We start from the raw sequence: 22,053 nt of genomic DNA, 5'->3' as shown, positions 1-22,053 counted from the left end.
TGCGTCACAGTGCTTGCCTCTGACATTGATGTGAGGTTTTAGCGTAATCGATGTTCCCGGTGGCCGGGCGCGAGATCGAATCAGGGAGTTTTCGACGTGACGGACCTCTTTCATACCTACCAGCTCGGTGACCTGACTCTGCCCAACCGGGTGGTGATGGCCCCGATGACGAGGGTCCGCGCTGCGGCGGGCGGCCTCGCGACCCCGTCGATGGCCACCTATTACGCCCAGCGGGCGACGGCCGGTCTCATCGTGAGTGAGGGTGTGCAGCCGAGCCTGATCGGACAGTCCAATCCCGGCACACCGGGCCTGTACACCGATGAGCAGGTGTCCGCATGGCGCCCGGTGACGTCCGCCGTGCACGCGAACGGTGGGCGGATCTTCGCCCAGATCATGCACGGCGGCCGGGTCTCGCACCCCGACACCACCGGTATGCGGCCGGTCGGTCCCTCGGCGATCCCCGCCGTCGGCGACGTGTTCACCCCCACGGGCCCTCAGCCCGCTCCGGTTCCGCGTGCTCTGGAGGCCGGTGAGGTGGGTGAACACGCCCTGGCGTACGCGAGCGCAGCCCGCCGTGCCGTCGACGCGGGCTTCGACGGGGTGGAACTGCACGGCGCCAACGGCTACTTGATCTCGCAGTTCCTCTCGTCGAATGCCAATCTGCGTACGGATTCGTACGGAGGCTCGGTGACCAACCGGATTCGGTTCGCCGTGGAGGCGGTCTCGGCGACCGTGCAGGCGGTGGGAGGGGCGAGGACAGGCATCCGCCTGTCCCCGGGCGGTGGTTTCTGGGGCGTCGAGGAGACCGATGTCCCCGAGCTCTACAGCGCCCTGCTGACCGAACTGGCCCGGCTGGATGTGGCCTACGTGCACATCGAGGCCACCGCCGACGAAGAAGTCCTGCTGGGTCTGCGGCGCGCCTGGGCGGGGAGCTTGATCATGAATCCCGTGTTCCCGATGGGTCCCAAGCAGACCGGCCGGGCGGAGGCGGACCACTGGCTCGGCCTCGGGGCGGACCTGATCGGTTTCGGCCGTGCGTTCATCGCCAACCCCGACCTCGTCGAGCGGCTGCGTTCCCGGCTGCCGATCGCCCCGGTCGACGAAGCCACGTACTACCAGGGGGGTGACGCCGGCTACCTGACATACCCGGCGTACCAGTACAAGGATTGAGTCCGGACGGAGGTGCCGGAACCCCGGCATGAGGGACGTCCTGCAGAAGTGATCCCGGGATCCGGTACGGCGGCCGCAGTGGGAGCCCTGCTCCTGCTGCGGCCGGTGGGTGTGGCACAGACCGGCGGCGGGGCCGTCCCGCCGTCTCCCTCCCGGAGGCCACGAGGCGTGGTGGGTCCGTCTCACGGCCTCCGGGATGAGGGCGCCCAGCCGGGAGCCGGCCCGCCAACTGCCGGGCGCGTCAGGTCCCACTGCACCAGCTGCAGGTGTGTGGCACCCTCCCGTCAGTGTTCATCCGAGAGCGCTGAACGCGGCGCGGATGGCGTGGGGCTGGTCGAGCAGGTCGGCGCTGTCCGACCACTGGTCCACGTTTCCCACGAGCGGCAGCCCCTGGAGGCCCGGGTCCGTCACGGTGCGAGCGAGCGCCTGCGCGAAGCGCTCGGCATGCAGGACCAGATACGGCCGGGCGTGGTACGGCCGGCGTCCGGGATCCACCGGGCTGACGAGATCTGAGGCGTTCTGCAGCGAAGCCACGGCCTCGTAGGCATCGCACAGGCGGGCCTCCCTGGCCGGGTAGTCCGTCGCCGCCAGCACACCACGAAGTACGGGACCGAGCGCCTCGGCCACCGGCAGCCGCCCGAACGAGCTGCCGAGCCACTTGCCGTAGGGAGCGTACTGCCGCTCCAACAGCAGGCACAGATGCATCAAGCTCCGCACCAGACGTGCCGCCACCACTGCCGAGCCGAGGTCGTCACCGGCTTCCGCGCAGCGCCCCACGAACGCCTCCTCCTGCGAGACACGCTGCCACTGGCAGGCCAGCAGGTACCGCCACACCTGATCCGGATACCAGGCCATCCTGCGCCGCATCTCCGACAGGTTGCCGGGGCCATCATGGAAGACCACTCCTCCGGTGGCCTCGGCAAGCCGCTGCTGAGGGATCGCCAGCCAGTCGCGCGCGCCCAACTCCGCTTTCCAAGAAGCCAGTCCGAGCCGGTCGGACACCCACCCGTCCACGTCGTACAGGCCTACGCGGTGGTTGACCGGGCCATCGGTCATCTGCATGTGTCCGACCGGATCCCGTGGGTCGTCGCTCTCCTGGAAGTGCGTCGGCCAGCCACGCACCTGCTTCGGCAGCCTCTCGGCCAGGACGCGGCTGATGTCGTCACCGTGCTCGACGCGGTCTCCGGCCGTCAGGAAGATCTCCAGCCGCGGACCCCATTCGTGGTCTGCTGATCTCGGAGAGTCGAACCCCAGCACCTCTGATCCGCTTCCCACTCGAGCCGCGGCGTACCGGAGACCTGGAAACGCATTCCGGAGAATCGGCTGGACCTCCTCCTCGTACATGATTCGGGACAGTTCGATGCCGGGCACGAATGCGGAGCCAGAGATCGCCATGATGTCACTGTGCTGCACCTCGCCGGGGCGTGCCAGCAGATATTCACCTTGTGCCCGGGCGGTTCGGCCTCCAGCGTCCATGGCTGCTGTCCAGCCGGGGGAATCCGCCACCCAGGTCTGATCCAGGCATGCGGGGGCACACGCGTTCCAACTACAGAAGGAGCTTAGCCATGCTGGGAATAGCCGCAGCCGTACTGTTCTTCATCGCCTTTCTGATCAACGCCGCCGATATAGCGACGAACGACGTCTTCGCGTCGACGAACGTCATGCTGCTCGGCCTGCTTCTACTGGCCCTGCACGTCGCGGGCATCGGTAACGGTCGGAGAGTCGGACGCCGGTGACCACGGCCCGGCCGGCCGGATCCGTTACGACCGGCAGCATCGCCCACCTGCCGGCCGAGCGAGTCCGACCTCCCGTCTGACGGGACCGACGGACGAGCACAGCTGCAGGGCACGGACCCGGCCGGGTCCGTGCTCGGACAGCGAGTTCGCTGATGCTGATCGGTCCCGCACGGGGCCATACAGGAACCGCGGCGCCCGGGACTATGGGGCCATGCGTATCCGCCGGGTGAACATCGACGAACTTCCGCTCCTCCAGGACATCGAGCGAGCTGCCGGGCACTGCTTCCGCGAGGTCGGAATGCCTGAGATCGCCGAGGACGACCCGCTCCCCGTCAGCGAACTGGCTCGCTATCTGGGAAACGAACTGGCCTGGGTGGCCGTCGATTCGGCGGACGTTCCGGCTGCCTACCTCATCGCGGAACACGTCGACGGAAACCTCCACGTCGAGCAGGTATCGGTACACCCTGATCAAGCGCGTCGCGCAGTCGGACGTGCGCTCCTGAACCACGTTGCGGAGCACGCTGCCGCCGGCGGCGTCCCGGCCGTCACCCTCACCACGTTCGCAGACGTTCCGTGGAACGCGCCCTACTACACGCGCTGCGGATTCCGCCTGCTCGACGACAGCGGGATCGGCCCCGGCCTCCGGGAAATCCGACGACAGGAAGCCGCCCACGGCTTGGACCGATGGCCGAGGACCTGCATGATCAGAGATCTGTGACACGGCACCCTCGTCAGGCGCGTTCGGATTCTGGAGCCGAGCCCGCCCGCACCGGAACGGTCGATGTGGAGCTGCCATGAGATCGACCACGTCGGGACACGTTCGCCGGGGTGAGCGGGCTCGCCCGGGCTGTCGGACTCATGTCCGGCACATTGTCAGAACCTCCTGATAGAAAGGGCGTCTACTCGGATGCCGCAAGGTCCCGGCTCGTCCCCCCGGGGCTGAGCCGCTCGACGCCGATGATTTTGGACCGGAGCGGGAGTCTCCTTCCTGACCGGCCCGGCCCGGCCTGTGTTCCCGACCTGGCGGCGGAGGGCGTTTCGAGACGTGAGGGAGACATCTGGATGACTGAAGCGACACGGTTGGCGGACCACGGTCGGCGGAGAGGCATCTGGCCCCTCATCCACACCGAGCGGGCAGCCCTGGCGGCAGATCTGGCATGCCTCTCCGACGGGCAGTGGGCGACACGGTCGCTGTGCAGTGAACTGACGGTGCGCGAGGTGCTGGCACATCTCACCGCGGGGGCGAGTCTCAACTCCGTGCGATGGCTGGCAGGCGTGATCCGATGCCGGTTCGACTTCGACAAGCAGGTGGCCATGCGGCTCGCCGAACACCTGGGCTCGTCCCCGGACGAGACGCTCGAAGGCTTCCGGCGTGTCGTTCCGAGTACGACGAAGCCGCCGCTTCCCGCTGTCGCCATGCTCGGAGAGACTGTCGTGCACAGTGAAGACATCCGGCGTCCGCTGGGCATCCACCGCGACTACCCGGTCGGGACGATCACGCAGGTCGCCGACTATTACCGGAGATCGGACCTCGTGGTTCTCGCCAAGGGGCGCATCCATGACCTGCGACTCGTCGCACAGGACGGTCCCTTCACGACTGGTTCGGGACCTCTGGTGTCCGGCACCACCTTGGCATTGGTGATGGCCATGACCGGTCGCACGACCTGTCTGGAGGACCTGGAAGGAGACGGAGTCGAGCTTCTCCGGGCGCGCTGCGGGACGGCGTGACGCATATCGGAGACACCCTTCGAGGACGATTCACAGATGGCCGGGAGGCGTGCCGAAGCTCTGGCACGCTCCCCGGGGCGAGACCGCTCGCGGGCAATTGATGACGGACGGCCGTGTGTGTCCGTCCCAGCAAGGACACACACGGTGGGTCGGCTTTTCGCGTTTTCCTGGGATGCGGTCGGCCCGGCGGCCCGGAACGCGTTTCTCGGGGCTCTGCTCCGGCTGTTCACCCGTATGTATGAGGACTTGGAGCATGACGCGCAATGGGTGAAGAATAACCGGATGCGGTTGCTGATGTCCCTTTCGGCGCGGAAGGGCCCCACCGGCTCGAACCGGTCCGTTTTCAGGGCCACTGCGACGCCGTGCCGCAGGCGGTGGCCGGCAGTCGGCGGGCTGTCATGCTCCGAGTGGCGGTGACGGGCAGCCAAGCCCTTGGCGGGGCCCGGCCTCGCCCCTGACCGAGTGGAAGAGGGACATGGCGGAGTACGAGATCACGACCGCGGGCATCCGCGACATGGCGAGGTTCCTGGAATGGGCCGACGAGGAACAGTGGAACCCGGGGAAGCTGGACCATCTCCCTTTCCACGCGGCCGACCCTCGCGGGTTCTTCCTGGGACGGCTGGGCGGGGAGCCCGTCGCCTCCGTCTCCGCCGTCCGCTACGGGACGGATTTCGGATTCATCGGGTTCTACATCGCGCGGCCCCCTGTCCGCGGCCAGGGCTACGGGATCCAGGCGTGGCGGGCGGCCATGAAGCACCTGGACGGCCGGAACGTGGGTCTCGACGGTGTGATCGACCAGCAGGACAACTACCGCAAGTCAGGGTTCCGCACCGCCTGGACCCATGTGCGGTATGCGGGAGTGCCGGGAGGGGAGGAGCCGGCCGGAGACATCACGGTGGTCGACGCAGGATCCGTCCCCTTCGACAGGCTGGCGTCCTACGACCGACGTTTCTTCCCCGCCCGCCGTGATGCCTTCCTCTCCTTGTGGGTGGGAGTGCCCGGCCACACCGCCCTCGTGGCGCTGCGCGACGGTGAGTTGAGCGGCTTCGGAGTCGTGCGCCCTGCCGAGTCCGGTGCACGCGTGGGCCCTCTCTATGCTGCTTCCGACGACATCGCGCTTGCTCTGCTCAACGGTCTGTCGGCGGCCCAGGAGGGGGCGCCGGTGGCCCTCGACGTGCCCGACGTGAACACAGCGGCGGTCAGGCTGATGGAGCGTCTGGAGCTCGAGCCGACCTTCGAGTGTGCCCGGATGTACACGAGCGACGCCCCCGACATCGACTTGGCCGGCATCTTCGCCGCGACCACCATCGAACTCGGATGAGAGCTCGCCGACATGCGCGGCACCAGCCCCTCATATCACTCCGGAGGAGGTGGGTTGCCCTGTACCGGACACCTACCTCGAAGAGACACGGGTGTCCTGTCCGCCGGCGGAACCCGCACTGCTCGGGCATGACTCGGCCGCCGTTCCATGGCCGCTTCGACACGGCCTGACGACGGGTGATTCGAGGACCGGGGCCCGGTGCGCCTTCGGCAGGAGCTGCCTGGGCGTGCATCGGATGCTGATCATGCGCGTAGGGTGCCGGTATGTCGCTGAGCCGCATAGTCCTCTCGTCCGGTCGTTCGATAGAGCTCACCGAGCTGCGGATGTCCTCGACCTACGGGGGGATGCTGGAGGGCTATCCGTGCAAGCGCATCAACGACATGAAGGTCAGCGCCCTCCAGCGACAGGCCGAACGCGCGCGCCCCTCCGTGCCGGTCCATCTCGTCACTCCTTCTCGTGAGTACCCTGACCGGACCTCCGGCGCCTTCGGTCCTGTCGAGGAGCTGCCTTCGGTGACTTGCATCGGTGTTTTCGGCTCGACGGCGGTCACCCCTGGGCTCGACCCTGTGCTGCACCGCTCCGCTCTCGTCGTGGCCTGGTTCCAGGCCGCCCCGGATGTCCCGTCGGGTGAGGATGCCGATCGTGCGCTGCGCAGCATTCGCTGGGAGGAACTGGCTGAGGACTACGAGCTCTAGCGACGCGTGCCGGACGCAGCCATCTGATGATGGCCACGACGAGGACTGCGGCCTCATAGCGAACCCCGCGTCGTGCGTTGTCGTCCTCGCCGACCGATGGTTCGCGCAGCGACAGGCGCCCGGCTTGCTGCGGCCGGAAGAACGCGCACCCGTCGAGGAAGCCGATCTGGTCGAACGGCAGCGGGGAAAAGGCAGGCCGTCGGCGACGGGTAACCCGTTGCCGACGGCCTGCCCAGAGGCGGTGCAGGCCACATTCGATACGTCACACGAACTGGACGACTGGCTGGACGCCCCCTCCATCCAGTGGACTGGCGGGTCCCAGGCGTGGCGAACGCCTGGGACCGTCGTGGTGCGGCCGAAGTCCATCGGACTTCTCCGAGCCTGTGTCCGGACCCCGGGCGGCAGGGCAAGGGCCCTGTGTCGCCGGAGGCGGATCACCGTCCGGAAGGGGACGGGCACGTAGCACGGTGCCGCCCATAGAGAGAGCGGCCGTCCGGCTGTTCATCGAAGCGCTAGGAGAGCTCGTCGGCGAAAGCCTCCGCCAATTCGCGCCATTCGGCCCTCGGCAGGCCTCCGCCCCCCTCCTCGGCGGTGAGGACCTGGAGCGCCACGTGATCGGCGCCGGCGTCGAGGTACTCCCGGGTCCGGTCCTTCACACGTCCGGCGTCGCCCAGGGCGAAGAGGGCGTCGAGGAGGCGGACGCTGCCACCACCGTCGAAGTCGCTCTCCGTGAATCCCAGGCGCAGCAAGTTCGCCGTGTAGTTGGGAAGCCGGAGGTACATCGCCAGCATGTTCCTTGCGGTGGTGCGAGCCCGTTCGACATCGGTGTCGAGAACCACCGACAACTCGGGGGCGAGAAGTGCGTCGGGGCCGAGTGCCGTACGTGCCTCAGCAGTATGTTCGGCGGTGACGAGATAGGGGTGTGCGCCCAGCGTCCGGTCGGAGGCGAGCTGCAGCATCTTCGGGCCGAGCGCGGCGAGGACCCGGCGTCCGGAGCCCAGCGGCGGGTCAGCGGCGTCGAGCGCGTCAAGATAGGCGACCATGGCGCTGTACGGCTTCGCGTACTGCGGCACCATCGGTCCGTGGCTGACGCCCAGGCCGAGGACGAATCGCCCGCGCGCCGTCGCATCGATCCCGGCTACCCGCGCCGCCACCTTATCGGCGGGATGGTCCCAGATGCTCAGGATGCCGGTGGCCACGGTGACTGTGCGGGTGGCGGCGACGACAGCTGCGGCGTCGTCGACCGAGGGACTGCCGCCGATCCAGAGAGTGCCGTACTTCAGTTCTTCGAGCTCGGCGACGGCTTCCGCGATCGCCTGTCTGCCCGTGCTGTCGGTCCGTGATCCGTGCAGGGCACTGCTCCAGATACCCACCCGTCCGAATGCCTCACGCGTCTCAGAAGTCATGGTGTGGTCAACAGCGGCCTGCACGCACTATTCCCGGCTTGAAGAATGTTCATCCGAACGGGCTCCGGGGGAGGCGTCGTCCGGGAGGGCGGGTGGCCCATGGAGAGGCCCCTCACAGATGCAGGGCACGCCGTGTGGCGAGGACGTCCGTCCCGGACCGCCCTCCCGCTCCTCGACGCCACAGTATGCGTGCCTCGGTTGCCGGCGGCTTTTCGGCGCACGGTGGGGCGGGTATTCAGCCGGCCAAGGCGGAGGCGATTCGATGCGCCGGCCGCATCAGGACGCGTGCGGAACTCGGGGGGGGAAAACACGGTGGTATCCGCGGACCAGGGCGACGGCGAACAGAGTGCGGCGCTCCAGGGCCCTGGACGGCGTCGGCGGGAACGCGCGACCCGAGGCCGGCCGCCACCTCGTAGTCACCGTTTCACGGAAGTTCATGGTGTCCTCGCCGAGGATCTGTGTGTGAGCCGAACCCTCAGGATTGGCTTCGCGACGTCCAGCCCTACGCAACAGACGAGGCACACATGTCCCTGAGGCACGCGGTCGCCGGCCTGGCCCTTCTCCCAGCCCTCGCCTTTCCGGCGATTGCACAGGCGGCAGCGACTCCGCCCGAGCATCGGCCGGTTCGCGGGACCGCCTTCGACCTCCAGGCCCACCGAGGGGGACTCGGGCTGACCACGGAGGGTTCTCTCGAGGGCTTCGGCAAAGCACTACGCCTGGGTGTCAGCACTCTGGAACTTGACACCCAGGTGACCAAGGACCGGAGAGTCGTCGTGACTCACGACCGGCAGGTCAGCGCCCAGAAGTGCAAGGACACCGGTCCGCTGACGGCGGGCGACCCGATGTACCCGTATGTCGGGAAGTACATCAAGGACCTGACACTCGCCCAGATCAAGAGGATGGACTGCGGGTATCAGCAGCTCCCCGGCTTCCCGCACCAGCAGCAGATCAAGGGCTTTCGCATGGTCGAACTGCGGGACGTCCTCAACCTGGTGAGGAGCTACAGAGCCGAGCGGGTCAGGCTGAACATCGAGACGAAGGTCGAGGCCGGGGCGCCGGAGCAGACCGCGCCGCGCGAGCTCTTCGTCCGACGTGTCTTCGAGGAGATCCGCCGCTCCGGCATCGAGAAGCAGGTGTCCGTCCAGTCCTTCGACTGGGGAGCGTTGAAGGAGATGCACGAGCTCGCACCGTCCTACCCTCTCGTGGCGCTGACGAACTATGACTTCCTCCAGGTGGGGAAGCCCGGAGCTTCCCCCTGGCTCGGCGGGATCGACGCCGACGACTACGACGGCGACTTCGTCAGGGCCGCTGATGCGGTCCCCGGTGTGACCACACTGTCCCCGAACTACGGCTTCCCGCAGAGCGGTACCGTCGCGGACCCCGGTTTCCGGTTCTACCCCGACAAGAAGATGATTCACGATGCTCACCGACGCGGGCTGAAGGTCGTCCCGTGGACCTGTGACGACCCCGCCACCATCGAGGCGCTGATGGACATGGGCGTCGACGGAATCATCACCGACTACCCCGACCGTGTGCGGGACATCATGACCGCCCGCGGGATGCGTCTGCCCGCCTCATACCGTCCGCCGAGTCACTGACGACCGTCAACTGCCCCGCAACGCGGGTTCCGGAGCCCCGGCCCGGTCCGGGATTACGGATCACAGGGCTCCGGGAAGTTGTCGAGCTGCGGGCCACGGGGAGACCGTTCGGCAGAAGTCCCATGGGGCCCTCCGCCGGGAGGCGACCGTCTCCGTACCTCACCTTCACCGCGCCCCGGCCGTCCTCCAGCCGGCCGGGAGGCGCAAGAGATGCCCCGGCCTGCTCATCGGTGGCGTGGCTTCAGCACTCCGGCGAGCAGGAACGCGAGCAGCCCGGCCAGCGGTACCACCAGGAGGCCTGCCCGGAGACTGGTCGCATCGGTGATCAGCCCGACGATTGGAGGCGAGGCCAGGAAACCCAGGCGCATGAGCCAGGAGACGATCGCCAGCCCAGAGCCGGGCTTGAGGCCCGGCAGTTCGTCCGCCTCGTGCATGGCTGCGGGCACCAGCGTCGCCACCCCGAACCCCGCGGCGGCGAAGCCGAGGATCGTGCCGGGCACCGTGGGCACGGCCAGAGCGACTCCCATGCCGACCGCTGTGATCAAGCCGCCTGCTCGGGCCACCGCCCGTTGGCCGAACCGGTCGACTAGCCGGTCGCCGATGATGCGCCCGACGAACTGGGCTCCCACCAGGGAGATGTAGCCGAAGGCCGCCAGTGTCACCGATGCGTGCAGCGAGCCGGAGAGATAGAGCGTCGCCCAGGAGCTGCCCGCGTCCTCGACGAGAGTCCCGGCCGTCGCGATGAGGACCAGGGCGGCCAGCACGTACACGGTGCGCCGGCCTGTCGCCGCGGGACCCTCAGAGCGCCGCTCCGCACGGCTGTCGTCGTCGGGTACAGCGGCCGGCTCGCTCTCGGGGCCGGTCAAGCAGAACCGCAGGGCGACACATGCCGCGATCGCGAACACCACTGCCGAGATCGTCAGGTGCTGGCCCCTCGAAAGGCCGAGGGCGATCGCCGCTGCGGCCATGGACCCCCCGGCTACGGCCCCGATGGACCAGATCGCGTGGAAGGAATTGATGATGGACCGTCCGTAGCGGCGCTGCACCCGCAGCCCATGGGCGTTCTGCGCGACATCGGTGACAGAGTCCATCGCTCCGGCCAGGAACAACGCGCCCGCGAACAGCGCCACCGAATCGGCCAGACCCGCAGCGAGAATACCCGCCCCGGTCAACAGGGTGCCCAGCACCGCCGCCCGTGCGGACCCGAGCCGGCGGATGGCTGCGCCCGCCGCGAGCCCTGCCGCGATGGCCCCCGCCGGGAAGGCCGCGACGGCGAGTCCGTAGACGGCGTTGCTCATGTCCAGATCGGCTTTGATCTGTGGATATCTCGGCAGGAGGTTGGCGAAGAGTGCCCCGTTGGTGAAGAACAGCACGGCAACGGCTACACGAGCCTGCCGTTCGGCCTGGGCGGGCCGGCTCGGTGCGTCAACAGTCATACGGGAACCATATATTCCAAGCGTACGAACGTACACTCGTAATCCTGCATGGGCATGCTTGTGCGGCATCAGGTTGTGGTGCGGCAGAAGCGGGCGCTCTCGCAGCCCGGCAGGGGCAGTCGGTCACCTGGGCGCCAAGCGGTGGTGGTCGGTGGTCCCGTACGCGTCCCACCCGTGGCCTGCGGGGGAGTGGAGCCGCTGCCCTGGGTGCCGAGGGCGTGCGCGATCGGCACCTCAGGGATCTCGCTCGGCGGTTCGCATCAAGTACGCGCTCGGTGCCACCCGTTCCGGTGCCCAGGTGTGTCAGAGGGCCGGGTGTACCTTCGCGCAGGCCCGCCGACGGCAGGCCGACAGGTCCGGCGACGGGTTACGCGGTGCTCGCACACCCTCGTCACATCCCGTCGTTCACGCTCTCCGAGCTCGATTACGCGCTGGGCTCGGTGACTTCGGCGCCCTTCGCGGCCGGGACGGGGCTGTAGTAGACGGAGCGTCCCTGCTTGGAGCGCTCCAGCAGTCCTTGTGCGACTCCGTGCTCGAGGGTGTTGCGCACGACGGTGACCTGCGCCGGGCGCTGGGGGTGGGCCTCGACCAGGGCGGTGGTCACCTCGGCAGCGGACTTCGGCTCCCGCTGATCCACGAGATATCCGGCGACCAGCTCACGCCACGTCGGCTCGCCGGCCTCCTTGGGCGATGCAGCCTTGCTCGCGGAAGCCTTCTGCTCGGGGCGAGTCCGGGTCTTCGCTCCCTCACGTCCCTTCTGCCCGGAGGTCTTCCCCTTGGCTCGACGAGCAGCGGGTACGGACGCCGCAGCCTTGCGGTTGCCGCCCTTGCGTGCGACGGGCTTTCCGGTACTGCCCAGCACCTCTTGCATCTTGACCAGGATCTGCTCGCCCTCCTCCAGGCGGATGAGCTCGTCCTGCAGGCGGGTCAGCTCGGCACGCGCCCGGTCCTGTTCGCTCCGGTTCGCCGCGAGATCATCCGCGATCCTCTGTGCGTAGTCTGCGCTGATGCCGGATGTAGGAATGTTTTCGGACATGCAGTCCTCATCTTTCACTGTGACTCAAACGCGTATGGGCGGCTGATGCTACCCACAAACGAAGGCAACGCCCCAGTGGATGCCGATTTACCACAGATGCGGACCTTCTTCGGAGCTCGATCGCAAGGGGCCGAGGCCTGCTGCTTTCGAACATGCAGATTTCAACACCGCTCCGACTGTGCGGTGTTGGCGCGAAGTTGTGTGTACACGCCTGTCGTCATGTGAGTAAGAAGGGCCAAGCAGTGTTCGGGAAGGATCCTGGTCATCCGAAGGACCTGGCTGACCTCACAGGGGGCAGCAGCGTGCTCCAGTCGTTCGAGCTCACAATGCAGCCGATGTCCGCAACCCACCGTGGAGGTGGACGACCACTGGGCCTGCGTCGCGCGGGGCCATGGGTAAGGATGCCGTACGAGTCGGGGTCAGTCACCCTGCATCTGTCCCTCCCAGGCCGACACGGCCATGAGGACGCCCCATCACGCCAGACCGACCGTGCGCATGTGAGTCCTGCGATCTGCCGGACGGGTCGTCGGCCGGAGAGGGCGCCTGCGGCTTTGTCGAGGCCCGCCACCAGGTCCACGATCGAGAGAAGCCGTACTGAAATATAGCCTGGTCACAGCGACTGCTCGTACGAGTGTGAACCGCCTCGTCGCCCCGCTGCGGTGCATGCGCGCCTGTCACCGGGACCGCACCAGCCGCAGGCAGATCGTCTCACTTACGGGTGAGCGCGCGCCCCGCAGGCAGTGTGCAGGGGAGTTGGCCGGCCCTGGTCACACGTTGACGAGCCATGCTGCCCGCTCTGGGGGCGATCGGCGCCGGCGTCGCCGTCCACCACGTAGGTCAGTGCCTCCGCAAAGGTTGTCCCCAGGTACCAGAGGGCCTTCGGTCCCACAGCGATGACGCGCCCGCTCACCCCGGTGTACGACCTGTACCGCGTCGGTGCAGGTATCAACGGGGTCGATGTGCGGGGAAGAACCGGGGACGCGGGCCGGGGAGCTCCTCATCACCAGCCTCCGAACTTCGCCCACTGCCGCACTTCGCTTTCCGGCAGCGGGACGGGCTGCTGTCAACACGAGAGCGGAGATCGTTCACGGACGGCCGGTGGTGGCTCGCGCGCCGGCAACCGGTGTCCGTGGACCCCGGTACGCAGGCCCGGTCCGCGGGCAAATCGTGCCGTAGGAGTGAGTCAAATCCATCGGATCTACACATCGTGTCGTTGCTCTCTGGTGGGGGCCGGTTTCGCCATGTAGCGTCACTGCCAGATGTCGTGGTTCGCCGTACCTGCCCGCGCTTCGGTGCGGGCGTTCTACTGTGCCGGTACGGACCATGGCATCTCCGGGACCGCGCGGTGCGGGTCCGGATATCAACGGGAAGGCACCAGCATGGCCAGCGGAACCGTCAAGTGGTTCAACGCCGAAAAGGGTTTCGGCTTCATCCAGCAGGACGGCGGCGGGCCGGACGTCTTCGCGCATTACTCCGCCATCAACGCCACCGGCTTCCGGGAGCTGCAGGAGGGCCAGGCCGTCACCTTCGACGTGACTCAGGGCCAGAAGGGTCCGCAGGCGGAGAACATCACGACTGCCTGACCCGGTAGGACGAGGTCGCCCAGGCCCCGGTAAGCGCGATCCGAGGGCCTGGTGCCGACATCAGCCGATGCATGTGTCCGCAGCGAGCGGGGCAGGCGTGTGCCGGCTCCGTACGGGGCGCCGGGCGTTCGGCCTCCGGTGGACCCGCACATGGCAATACTGCCGGTACCGCCCAGAGAGGCCTTGGCGCCATCGACCTCGGCGCGGGATGCGCTGACCGTCGACGAGGACATGGTGCTTGCTGCCCGGCGGTGCGCGGTCGACCGGGCTGGGGCCGCTTCCGGGGCTTGCCGAGCGGCCGGGACGTGGGAGGAGTCGATCACCGCCCACGACCGGTCGGGTTGTTCCGCCGCTCGCACCCTGGCCAGCAGCAATACGTGCAGCCTGTCCCGGACGCCGGCCTCGTCCGAACGGAAGCCCAGCCTCTGCGGCAGGTACTCCCACCGGATCCAGGTATGCAGCACGAACAGGATCCCGCAGAGCGCCTGACGGTCAGGAACTCTCTGCGGCCGGGCACCGGCTTCGGCGCCGGAACAGGCGACAACGGCTCGACCGACGACCACAGTTCATCCGAGACGATCCACGGACGTGACTTCTCGTCCCCACAAACAGCCCAACGAGCATCCAAGCGGACAGTCACATCATCTGAGGCTTCTGTTAGGACCTCTGAGGCTGGGTAAGTGTTCGGTGCGTGGGCTCGGAGTCCGGTCTGCGGAAAGACACACAACGCCGGCGCACGCCGGATGTTCCGACTCGGCACCCTCCGACGACGTGATCGATACCGTCGTCCGCAGCCTCGTGCGGATGGTTCCCGCGCCTGGCCGACGCGCGCGGGGTCTGGACACGCGCCGTCGGTAAGTGCGCATCGAGGACGGCCGAGCCGAGAGCCCCGCGCACCTGTGCTACCTCCGGCTCAGGCGGGCGAACGCACCCCTGTGCGCCCATCCCGTCCGACGCAGCCCCATCCAGACGCAGCAGGCGGCCATGCCGATCGCAAGCGCGCTCGCCCCGAGCGTGGACGGGACGGCGTTCATCGCGGCGATTCCGATCACCACGGCGACGATTCCGTCGAACTGCCACGCGATGACGACCAGCCCGGAGAGGTCTCCGAGCGGCGTGACGACAGGCAGAAGCAGTTCGAGCGGAAGATGCTGCTTCATCTCGCGCAGGAACCTGGCGCCCAGCACCAGCACCATCGACCCTGCGACGAGCAGGGCCGTGTTCACCGGCCCACTGTCTAGCGGCCACCGGATCAAGACAGCAAGGCCACCTCCCAGGCACGCTCCGACCGACACGGCGAAGACAGGCCATGCGAGCGTGCGGGCGAGCGTTCCACCCCACCGTTCACCGAAGAGCGGGGCCAGGGTCAACTCGTCGCGCAGCCCCCGCCAGGTCTCGCTCACCCACCCGGATCCCAGATACACGCAAACCGCTCCGGTCAGCCATGAGAGCAACGCCGGGTGGCCTTCCGGGCCGGTCGTCCCGAACGTCAGGAGGGCTCCGCCGGTCAGCAGGAACGACACGGCCGCAATCGTGCGACCGGGCGTTCGAAGTGCTCTGATCGAACCCTGCGCGAGATACCCGCGAAAGCGTCCGTCCGAACGGATCAGAGTCGAGGTGAGCCCGCGTGGCTCCGGCCGGTACAGATCGAGCGCGTGGTGGAGCGTACCCGTCCACGCGTACGTCTGGGCTTGCGAGGCCCGTGCCGACTCGCGTGCGAGCCTGGCCAGGTCGATCTCCCGGATCGACCGGAAGGCTGCCCGCCCGAGAACCGCGGCCGCAGCCGCCGGCGCACCGGCGGCGAGCCACAGGCTGCCCTCGTCCTCCGGAGCCGCCCTGGCTGCTGCGGTCACGACGAGCGCCGCGACGCCCGCCGCCGCAGCGAGCGCGAGATTGTCGCGCACCGCTCGGACCTGGCCCCACAGCCAGGCCACCGCCGCGACGGCACTGAGGCCCGCCGCGACCGCGAGACCCTGCAGGGCGGTGTCGGGTTGATCGAACAGGTCGGTCGTGAGGTACGCCGCTGTGCACGCAGACAGGAACACGGCCGTGCTCGCGTAGGCCAGTCGGCGCCTGGCGATCGTTCCGAGGTAGCAGGCAGGGGACACGTCCGTGGACATGAACACGTGCAGCAAGAAGGGCTGCATAACCAGCGGCCCCCAGAAACGGCCGGCTAGTTGGGCACCCCAGCACGCGGCCACCGCGAGTGCGCATGCCATGGGTGTCGCCCGGGCCGGCGACCCCAAGGGGACAAGCGCCGGCGATGTACTTGCGGCATGTACGACGGGCACCAGGTAGAAGAGGGCGAACAGAGTGACGAGATAGGCGGTGAACGCGCGGCCGCGCACAGTGGCACGGTTGCCACGACGGGCGTACCGGTGCCGTACAGCGCGCACGCGAGCCTCGGCGTCGGAGTCCGCTTCCGCCATGCTGTGCGTCGTCATCCCAACTCCACGCGACCGTCGCTCGCTTCCACCAGAGCGGTCTCATGCGTGGCTACCAGGAATGCCGTTCCCTTCTCGGCACGCTCGGTGAGCAGCGCGGCCACCAGGCCGACGTGGTGGCTGTCGAGGTGCCGTTCGGGCTCGTCGAGCAGTACGACATCAGCTGGACGGACCAACGTCATCGCGAGGCCGAAGAGCTGTAACTGCCCGGACGAGACCTGATGGGGAAACCGTTCGTACAGCGATGACAGTCCCAGCCGCTCGAAGACCCGGTCGGCGCGTTCGGTGGTTTCCGGGGAATTGCCGTACCAGGAGGCGGCGACCAGCGTCACTTGCTCGCGCAGCGTCATATCGCGCGCGACAGGTATCTGTTCGACGAGCGAAGCCACGACACGCCTGTGCAGGGGGCGCGACATATCTGCGGGTTCGCCCATCACCGAACACGAACCGGCCGTCAGACTCCGACTGCCCACGAACGCACGAAGGAGAGTGGTCTTCCCCGAGCCGTTGCTGCCGGTGACACACCAGAACTCGCCCGGCCCCACAGCGAACGTCGTGGGTGCGAGCAACGTGCTGTCGCCCACTGTGACCGTGGCGCCGGCCGCCGAGACAACAGGAACTCCGACATCGGTTCCGGAACCACGCCGGGCCGTCCATGTCATCAGTCACAACTTCCCGGTAGCTCCGGCAAAACAGCTGTCTCCCCCACCCACGCCTGCGGGACGCCACCTGCCCGTGTCGTCGCCATCATGTCGATGAGGGCCGGCGGGTAACGTTACGGGAGTCGGATCTCAGCCCTTGCACTACCTCTTGGGCGGATCGACATGGAGTACGCGGCGCAGCCAGACGGGCCGGAGGCGTCAACGCCCGTACCAGCAGTGATTCGTACGCTGGCCGATCCGGTCCGGCGGAGGAGCCCGCGGCATCTTGAAGGCCCGCCCAAGAGTCGGAACGGCCCCGCACCACCTGGCACCCGGAGCCCTGGCGTCACCCCCAGCCGCTCACGACCACGATGAGTCCCGCGGGGGCGGGCCCAGGCGGCCGACCGGCAGGCCGTGATGCGCCGGGCAAACGGTCAGTGGCATCAGGCGTTGTGGTTGTAGGGGGGGTAGTCCGTGTAGCCGGTGTATATGGCGTACCTGCCGCGGACGGCGTTGACCGGGGCTCCGGTGCGCAGGCGCTCGACGAGATCAGGGTTGGCGAGGAAGGGGCGCCCCAGGGCGATGAGGTCGGCCCCGGCGGTCAGAAGGCGTGTGGCGGCTTCCTGGCCACCGTCGGCCGGGATCTGGTCGGCCGGCAGGACCGGATTGGCGATGAGGGCACCGGACCAGATACTGCGCAGCCGACCGAAGAGAGGCTGGGCAGGGTCGGCGAACGCGATGTGGAGGTAGGCGAGATTCTTGCCCGCGTTGGCCTCGACGAGCGCCGGGTAGAGCTCGTCGGCGTCGGTGTCGCTGATGCCGTTGACGGTGTTGCCCGGGGAGATGCGCAGTCCGGTCCGGTCGGGGCCGATCGCGTCGGCGACGGCGTCGAGCACCTCGGTCGTGAAGCGGATGCGGCCGGCGACGCTGCCGCCGTAGCTGTCGGTGCGGTGGTTGGTGTTGGGCGCGAGGAATTGGTGGAGCAGGTAGCCGTTGGCGCTGTGGACCTCGACCCCGGCGAACCCCGCGTCGATGGCGGGACCGCGGCGGCGAAGTCGCGGACGGTCTGCCGGATGTCTGCTGTCGTCATCTCGCGCGGGGCAACGGCTTCTTGGCGGCCGGCTGGGGTGTGGATCGGCTCGGGCAGCGGGATCGGCGAGGGGGCGATGGGGGTGAGGCCGCTGTTGTCGGGGTGACCGGCGCGTCCTCCGTGCTGGATCTGCAGAAGCATCGGGCCGCCCCCTGCGGCCTGGACGGCCTTGGTGACCTGGCGCCATCCGGCGGTTGGGCATCGGTGTGCAGGGCGGTGATGTTCGGGTAGGTCTGGCCGACCTTGTTGGGAGTAGATGCCTCGGCGATGATCAGTCCGGCCGACGCACGCTGGACGTAGTACTCGGCCATCAGCGGGGTGGCGGTTCCGTCGGCTTCGGCGCGGTTGCGGGTCATGGGCGCCATGACCAGGCGATTCGCCAGTTCGTGTGTCCCGAGGCGGGTGGGAGCCAGGAGGAGGGCGGTGCTCGTTTCGTTGCTCATGCGGTTAGCGTAGAAGTTGACGCCGATGTCAGAATCAAGCAGGAATGGTGTGATCTGCGTCATGCGCATCGGTGAGCTGGCCCGTCGCACGGGCGTGAGCGAGCGCTCCTTGCGCTACTACGAGAAGGAGAGCCTGCTCTCGGCGGATCGGACTCCGGGGGGCCATCGGGAGTATGCCGAGGGCGCCGTGGCCAGGGTCCGGCGGATCCAGGAGCTGTACGCCGCGGGGCTGTGCAGCTCGAAGATCGCAAAGCTGCTGTCCTGCATGCGTGACAGCGACGGCGGGCCCGCCGAAACGGCGGACGCGTACCTGGTGGGCGAGCTGACGGTGGAGCGGGCCCGGATCGACCGAATGATCGAGGATCTGCAGCGTTCCCGCTCTTTGTTGGACACGGTGATCGAGAGCGCCTCACAGCCGCAGAACAAGGCGCCGTAGAGGCCTTCGGGCATCCGGGCACGATCGGCATCTCTCCCGTCGGCGGGGTGCGCCGTCGCGTCCTGCGGGGCCGGTGACGCGTCGCCTGGACGGTCTGCGGGGCTTGCTCCGCAGGCGCGATCCGTCTCCCCGCCTCGCGGAAACCCACGCCGGGCCAGAGGGCGCAGGCTCTTCCCGGCGCCGGCCATCACGGTCGGGAGGCGGCGTAGCAGAGCGTGGCCGATGCGGGGGAGCGGCTCGGCGCTCGCTCGGGCGCATCTGTCGCCCGGTATCGAACCCGGCATGCGCGGAAGTTTGATGGTTCCTCCGGGCCCTCGCTCGGGGAAGTTCAGGAGCTGGGCATGGAAGGCGGAGTGCGGAGACCCGCTGTTCCGAACTCGTGTGGCGGTCGGCTGCGGATCCGGGCCGGGCCTGTCCCGGACCGGTCCGATGCCGGTTGCGCGGTGCGATCCGTCCGGCAGAGCACGCGCAGATCATGTCCGCCTCGTCGTACCCACAAGTGTCCGGACCCCCCAGGAATCGGGCCTTCGTACCGCCTGTCGGCCCGGGGATCGGCCGAAGCGGGCGACTGAGGGGACGATCGAGTGAATCGGGGCGACACACCGCAGTATGGGGCGAAATCTGGCTAGAAAGACCCAGTCGGTGAACGCATATTCGCTCAAATGGCGGGCGATCCGTACTGGAAGGCTGACCGTGGGAACGCTGAACAAGCTGGAGCAGCGCTTCGAGGCCTGGGTCAACGGCGCCTTCGCCAAAGCCTTCAAGTCCGCGGTGCAGCCCTTGGAGTTCGTCGGCGCACTCCGGCGCGAGTGTGACGTCAATGCCAGGATCTGGAGTCACGACCGCACTGTTGCGCCCAACAGCTTCGTCATCGAACTCAACACCGATGATCACGCGCTGCACAGCACATGCCTTGTCATGCTCGGCGAGGAACTCGTCGAGAAGGTACGTGACTACGCAGAGTCGCAGCTCTACTCCTTCGTAGGTCCTCTGAAGGTCCAGCTCCAGTGCGCGGACGACTTGGAGACCGGGCGGTACCGGGTGAGGAGCCGGATCGAAATCCCTCCGAAGGTCCAGCAGGCGATGGAAGCCGCCGAGAAGCGTGCGATGGCTGCGCGTGAGTGGGGCGGCCACGGAGAGGCCATGACCTGGAGACAACCGCCACGGTCCGTGATCGGGGGGAAGCAGGTACTGACCGTCGAGCAGTTCATAGAGCATGAACTGACGGTCGACAGCAACGGCATGCTGGTCCGAAGAGGACTGCGGCCGGTTGCCAAGCCGTCGCAGCTTGTCAGCATGAAGGAGCCCGGGACGAAAGGTGCTGACGCGCCCGAGCTGCTTCCGCCCGGGCACGGACCGTCCACCCACCTCTACAGGCTCGGGGACCGGCCTCCAGATGGTCCCGCGGCAGGCTCCGACCGGCCGAAGGGTCTCGTTTCCGAGGTCCAGAAACGCCTCCCCGCCGGCCAGCCGCGGCTGTTTGTGCCCGATGCCGAGGACCGCCCCCGCGCGGAAGCGCCTCGCCATCCAGAAGAACACGGTAGATCGGTGGTGGAAGCATCCTCTCGCCGACGCGCCGACGCTGCCCCCAAGAGCTCTTCGAGATCATCGAAAGGACCGAACAGTATGACGAATGACCGTGACATCAGCACCGGCAGCCCTGCACCTGATGGGGGAGAGGGCAGGCCGGACGCCTTTGCAGGCCACCGGCCGCCGGATCGCTATGCCGCGAGCGAGCCCCAGGTCTCCGCGTCGAGGGAGTCCCGGCCTTTGGCGAGGCCGGCCGACGAGATCGTGTCCGGTGAGTTCGGACCGCATGCTTCTGCCGGCGTCTCCGCTGCTCACAGCCCAGGTGGAGCCCCTCCGTCATTCCCCTACGCCGGGGCGGCACAGCCGCCACGGTTCGCCGACGCTCCACCGGCCATCCACCGTGCGGCGACGGCCTATGCCTCAGCGGCATTCGACCGTGCAGGGCATGCCACCACGCTGGGGCAGAGCTCATCGGTCGAGCTCTCGTCCGACCGCCTCCTGCGCAACAAGGCCGGTGTCCGCGGCAGCTTCAGGAAGCTGCGCATCGGTGGTAGGGGCGCCGAACGCGTACGACAGCAGAAGCTGTCCGTTCTGCGTACCCCGGTGATGGACTGCTACAAGATCGCTGTCATCAGCCTGAAGGGAGGGGTCGGCAAGACCACCACCACGACTGCTCTGGGCTCGATGCTCGCCACCGAACGGCAGGACCGGGTCGTGGCGATCGACGCCAACCCGGATGCCGGCACACTCAGCCGCCGGGTGCGCCGTGAGACGAGCGCGACCATCCGTGACCTGGTGGCCGATCTGCCGAATCTTCCCAACTACATGGCAGTACGCCGCTACACGTCGCAGTCCCCGAGCGGCCTGGAGGTTCTCGCCAACGATGTGGACCCCGCACTCTCCACGGCGTTCAACGACGAGGACTACCGTAAGGTCGTCGGCTGCCTCGGGCAGCACTACCCGATCATCCTCACGGACTCCGGCACCGGTCTGCTCCACAGTGCCATGGGCGGTGTCCTGGCCCTCGCCGATCAGCTGATCGTCGTCGCCACCTCCAGCGTCGACGGTGCTGCCAGCGCGAGCACCACCTTGGACTGGCTCAACGCGCACGGTTACGCGGACCTCGTCCAACGGAGCATCACCGTCGTGTCCGAAGCGCGCAAGACCAGCAAGACCGTCAAGCTGAACGATGTGGTGGCCCACTTCCGTGCTCGCTGCCGGGGTGTGGTGGTGGTCCCCTTCGACGAGCACCTCTCCGCAGGGGCGGAGGTCGACCTTGCCAAGATGAAGTCGCAGACCCGCGAGGCGTACTTCAACCTGGCGACGCTCGTTGCCGCGGACTTCCACCGTACCCAGCCCGAGCCCGTCGGCTGGCCCGCGCTCCCGCACTCGGGGTACAACTCGGCCAGCGTCTTCTCGGCTCCTGTCTGGGGCTGACCCCTGTCCCCCCGAGCACGTATATGCGGCCTGCGGCGGTGGACCGAGATGCCACCGGACGGCCGCTGCCAGCCGACCCGTCGCCGCGACCGGCGCGTGCGGTCGGGCAGGCGCTCCGCCCTTCTGGCAGCGGCCGCCCCCGGCTTCCCGGGTGGCGGCCACTACTGGTGGTACCGAGCGACTGTCGGCCGAAGTGTGACGACGATTCCCTGTGTGCCGAGCGCCTCCGTATCCCGCCGCGCCGAGGTCCGGGTGAACGAGTGCCTGGAGACCTCGACTGCGTGCACAGGGGGGCTCATGGTGTCAGGCCGGGGATGCGTCAG

General features: G+C 68.1%; 16 protein-coding genes and 1 pseudogene. 10 read left to right on the top strand and 7 right to left on the bottom strand.

Going from position 1 to position 22,053, the window contains the following annotated elements:
• Positions 1–96: 96 nt before the first annotated feature.
• The gene (locus HED23_RS17215; protein ID WP_203184272.1) at positions 97–1,170 is read left to right on the top strand and encodes an alkene reductase; all 1,074 of its coding nucleotides are present in this window, start codon (positions 97–99) and stop codon (positions 1,168–1,170) included.
• Between the two features lie 291 nt (positions 1,171–1,461).
• On the opposite strand, the gene HED23_RS17210 is transcribed toward HED23_RS17215, so the two are convergent.
• Positions 1,462–2,565, bottom strand: coding sequence for a DUF4037 domain-containing protein (locus HED23_RS17210; protein ID WP_203184271.1), 1,104 nt, complete (start codon positions 2,563–2,565; stop codon positions 1,462–1,464).
• 170 nt (positions 2,566–2,735) lie between these two features.
• Here HED23_RS17210 and HED23_RS17205 point away from each other — a divergent pair, with 170 nt between their 5' ends.
• From HED23_RS17205 to HED23_RS17185, 5 genes are all read left to right on the top strand, one after another.
• Positions 2,736–2,906: a hypothetical protein gene (locus HED23_RS17205; RefSeq protein WP_203184270.1), complete on the top strand. Its 171-nt coding sequence runs from the start codon at positions 2,736–2,738 to the stop codon at positions 2,904–2,906.
• A 211-nt stretch (positions 2,907–3,117) separates the two neighbouring features.
• Complete coding sequence (locus tag HED23_RS17200) at positions 3,118–3,624, top strand: GNAT family N-acetyltransferase (protein ID WP_203184269.1); 507 nt, start codon at positions 3,118–3,120, stop codon at positions 3,622–3,624.
• 344 nt (positions 3,625–3,968) lie between these two features.
• A complete protein-coding gene (locus tag HED23_RS17195) occupies positions 3,969–4,634 on the top strand; it encodes a maleylpyruvate isomerase family mycothiol-dependent enzyme (protein WP_203184268.1) in 666 nt (221 codons plus the stop codon).
• A gap of 475 nt (positions 4,635–5,109) precedes the next feature.
• Complete coding sequence (locus HED23_RS17190) at positions 5,110–5,955, top strand: GNAT family N-acetyltransferase (protein WP_203184267.1); 846 nt, start codon at positions 5,110–5,112, stop codon at positions 5,953–5,955.
• A 263-nt stretch (positions 5,956–6,218) separates the two neighbouring features.
• On the top strand, positions 6,219–6,650 hold the full coding sequence (locus HED23_RS17185) for a hypothetical protein (RefSeq protein ID WP_203184266.1): 432 nt from the start codon (positions 6,219–6,221) through the stop codon (positions 6,648–6,650).
• 512 nt (positions 6,651–7,162) lie between these two features.
• Here HED23_RS17185 and HED23_RS17180 read toward each other — a convergent pair.
• Positions 7,163–8,056, bottom strand: a complete 894-nt coding sequence (locus HED23_RS17180) for a TIGR03620 family F420-dependent LLM class oxidoreductase (RefSeq protein WP_203184265.1) — start codon at positions 8,054–8,056, stop codon at positions 7,163–7,165.
• A 524-nt stretch (positions 8,057–8,580) separates the two neighbouring features.
• Here HED23_RS17180 and HED23_RS17175 point away from each other — a divergent pair.
• On the top strand, positions 8,581–9,654 hold the full coding sequence (locus HED23_RS17175) for a glycerophosphodiester phosphodiesterase family protein (RefSeq protein ID WP_203184264.1): 1,074 nt from the start codon (positions 8,581–8,583) through the stop codon (positions 9,652–9,654).
• A gap of 224 nt (positions 9,655–9,878) precedes the next feature.
• Here HED23_RS17175 and HED23_RS17170 read toward each other — a convergent pair whose 3' ends face one another.
• Both HED23_RS17170 and HED23_RS17165 read right to left on the bottom strand, forming a co-directional pair.
• On the bottom strand, positions 9,879–11,090 hold the full coding sequence (locus HED23_RS17170) for an MFS transporter (protein WP_203184263.1): 1,212 nt from the start codon (positions 11,088–11,090) through the stop codon (positions 9,879–9,881).
• 424 nt (positions 11,091–11,514) lie between these two features.
• Positions 11,515–12,126, bottom strand: coding sequence for a hypothetical protein (locus HED23_RS17165; RefSeq protein ID WP_203184262.1), 612 nt, complete (start codon positions 12,124–12,126; stop codon positions 11,515–11,517).
• A gap of 1,379 nt (positions 12,127–13,505) precedes the next feature.
• Here HED23_RS17165 and HED23_RS17160 point away from each other — a divergent pair.
• Positions 13,506–13,709 (top strand): cold-shock protein, encoded by a 204-nt coding sequence (locus HED23_RS17160; protein ID WP_014158060.1) that lies wholly within the window; start codon positions 13,506–13,508, stop codon positions 13,707–13,709.
• Positions 13,710–14,611: 902 nt separating this feature from the next.
• Here HED23_RS17160 and HED23_RS17155 read toward each other — a convergent pair.
• The 3 genes and pseudogenes from HED23_RS17155 to HED23_RS17145 all read right to left on the bottom strand — a co-directional run bounded on the left by HED23_RS17155 (position 14,612) and on the right by HED23_RS17145 (position 18,327).
• Positions 14,612–16,153, bottom strand: a complete 1,542-nt coding sequence (locus tag HED23_RS17155; protein WP_203184261.1) for a hypothetical protein — start codon at positions 16,151–16,153, stop codon at positions 14,612–14,614.
• Positions 16,150–16,737: an ABC transporter ATP-binding protein gene (locus tag HED23_RS17150; protein ID WP_238442008.1), complete on the bottom strand. Its 588-nt coding sequence runs from the start codon at positions 16,735–16,737 to the stop codon at positions 16,150–16,152. The genes HED23_RS17155 and HED23_RS17150 overlap by 4 nt, the downstream gene beginning before the upstream one ends.
• A 500-nt stretch (positions 16,738–17,237) precedes the next feature.
• Positions 17,238–18,327, bottom strand: a pseudogene (locus HED23_RS17145) (alkene reductase).
• A 61-nt stretch (positions 18,328–18,388) separates the two neighbouring features.
• Here HED23_RS17145 and HED23_RS17140 point away from each other — a divergent pair.
• Together HED23_RS17140 and HED23_RS35710 are read left to right on the top strand one after the other, a co-directional pair.
• The gene (locus HED23_RS17140) at positions 18,389–18,763 is read left to right on the top strand and encodes a MerR family transcriptional regulator (RefSeq protein WP_203187529.1); all 375 of its coding nucleotides are present in this window, start codon (positions 18,389–18,391) and stop codon (positions 18,761–18,763) included.
• A 609-nt stretch (positions 18,764–19,372) separates the two neighbouring features.
• Complete coding sequence (locus tag HED23_RS35710) at positions 19,373–21,730, top strand: FhaA domain-containing protein (protein ID WP_274383029.1); 2,358 nt, start codon at positions 19,373–19,375, stop codon at positions 21,728–21,730.
• Positions 21,731–22,053 lie beyond the last annotated feature (323 nt).

The organism is Streptomyces pratensis, from assembly GCF_016804005.1.
Lineage (GTDB): Bacteria > Actinomycetota > Actinomycetes > Streptomycetales > Streptomycetaceae > Streptomyces > Streptomyces pratensis_A.
The sequence above is the reverse complement of the archived record's forward strand: the minus strand, read 5'-3'. Positions and strand labels throughout refer to the sequence as shown.

Bases quoted from the DNA above. Each gene is read 5' to 3' on its own strand.
- HED23_RS17205 (WP_203184270.1), top strand. From the start codon at position 2,736: ATGCTGGGAATAGCCGCAGCCGTACTGTTCTTCATCGCCTTTCTGATC.
- HED23_RS35710 (WP_274383029.1), top strand. From the start codon at position 19,373: ATGGGGCGAAATCTGGCTAGAAAGACCCAGTCGGTGAACGCATATTCG.
- HED23_RS17175 (WP_203184264.1), top strand. From the start codon at position 8,581: ATGTCCCTGAGGCACGCGGTCGCCGGCCTGGCCCTTCTCCCAGCCCTC.
- HED23_RS17195 (WP_203184268.1), top strand. From the start codon at position 3,969: ATGACTGAAGCGACACGGTTGGCGGACCACGGTCGGCGGAGAGGCATC.
- HED23_RS17210 (WP_203184271.1), bottom strand. From the start codon at position 2,565: ATGGCGATCTCTGGCTCCGCATTCGTGCCCGGCATCGAACTGTCCCGA.
- HED23_RS17200 (WP_203184269.1), top strand. From the start codon at position 3,118: ATGCGTATCCGCCGGGTGAACATCGACGAACTTCCGCTCCTCCAGGAC.
- HED23_RS17185 (WP_203184266.1), top strand. From the start codon at position 6,219: ATGTCGCTGAGCCGCATAGTCCTCTCGTCCGGTCGTTCGATAGAGCTC.
- HED23_RS17165 (WP_203184262.1), bottom strand. From the start codon at position 12,126: ATGTCCGAAAACATTCCTACATCCGGCATCAGCGCAGACTACGCACAG.
- HED23_RS17160 (WP_014158060.1), top strand. From the start codon at position 13,506: ATGGCCAGCGGAACCGTCAAGTGGTTCAACGCCGAAAAGGGTTTCGGC.
- HED23_RS17140 (WP_203187529.1), top strand. From the start codon at position 18,389: ATGCGCATCGGTGAGCTGGCCCGTCGCACGGGCGTGAGCGAGCGCTCC.
- HED23_RS17155 (WP_203184261.1), bottom strand. From the start codon at position 16,153: ATGACGACGCACAGCATGGCGGAAGCGGACTCCGACGCCGAGGCTCGC.
- HED23_RS17190 (WP_203184267.1), top strand. From the start codon at position 5,110: ATGGCGGAGTACGAGATCACGACCGCGGGCATCCGCGACATGGCGAGG.
- HED23_RS17180 (WP_203184265.1), bottom strand. From the start codon at position 8,056: ATGACTTCTGAGACGCGTGAGGCATTCGGACGGGTGGGTATCTGGAGC.
- HED23_RS17170 (WP_203184263.1), bottom strand. From the start codon at position 11,090: ATGACTGTTGACGCACCGAGCCGGCCCGCCCAGGCCGAACGGCAGGCT.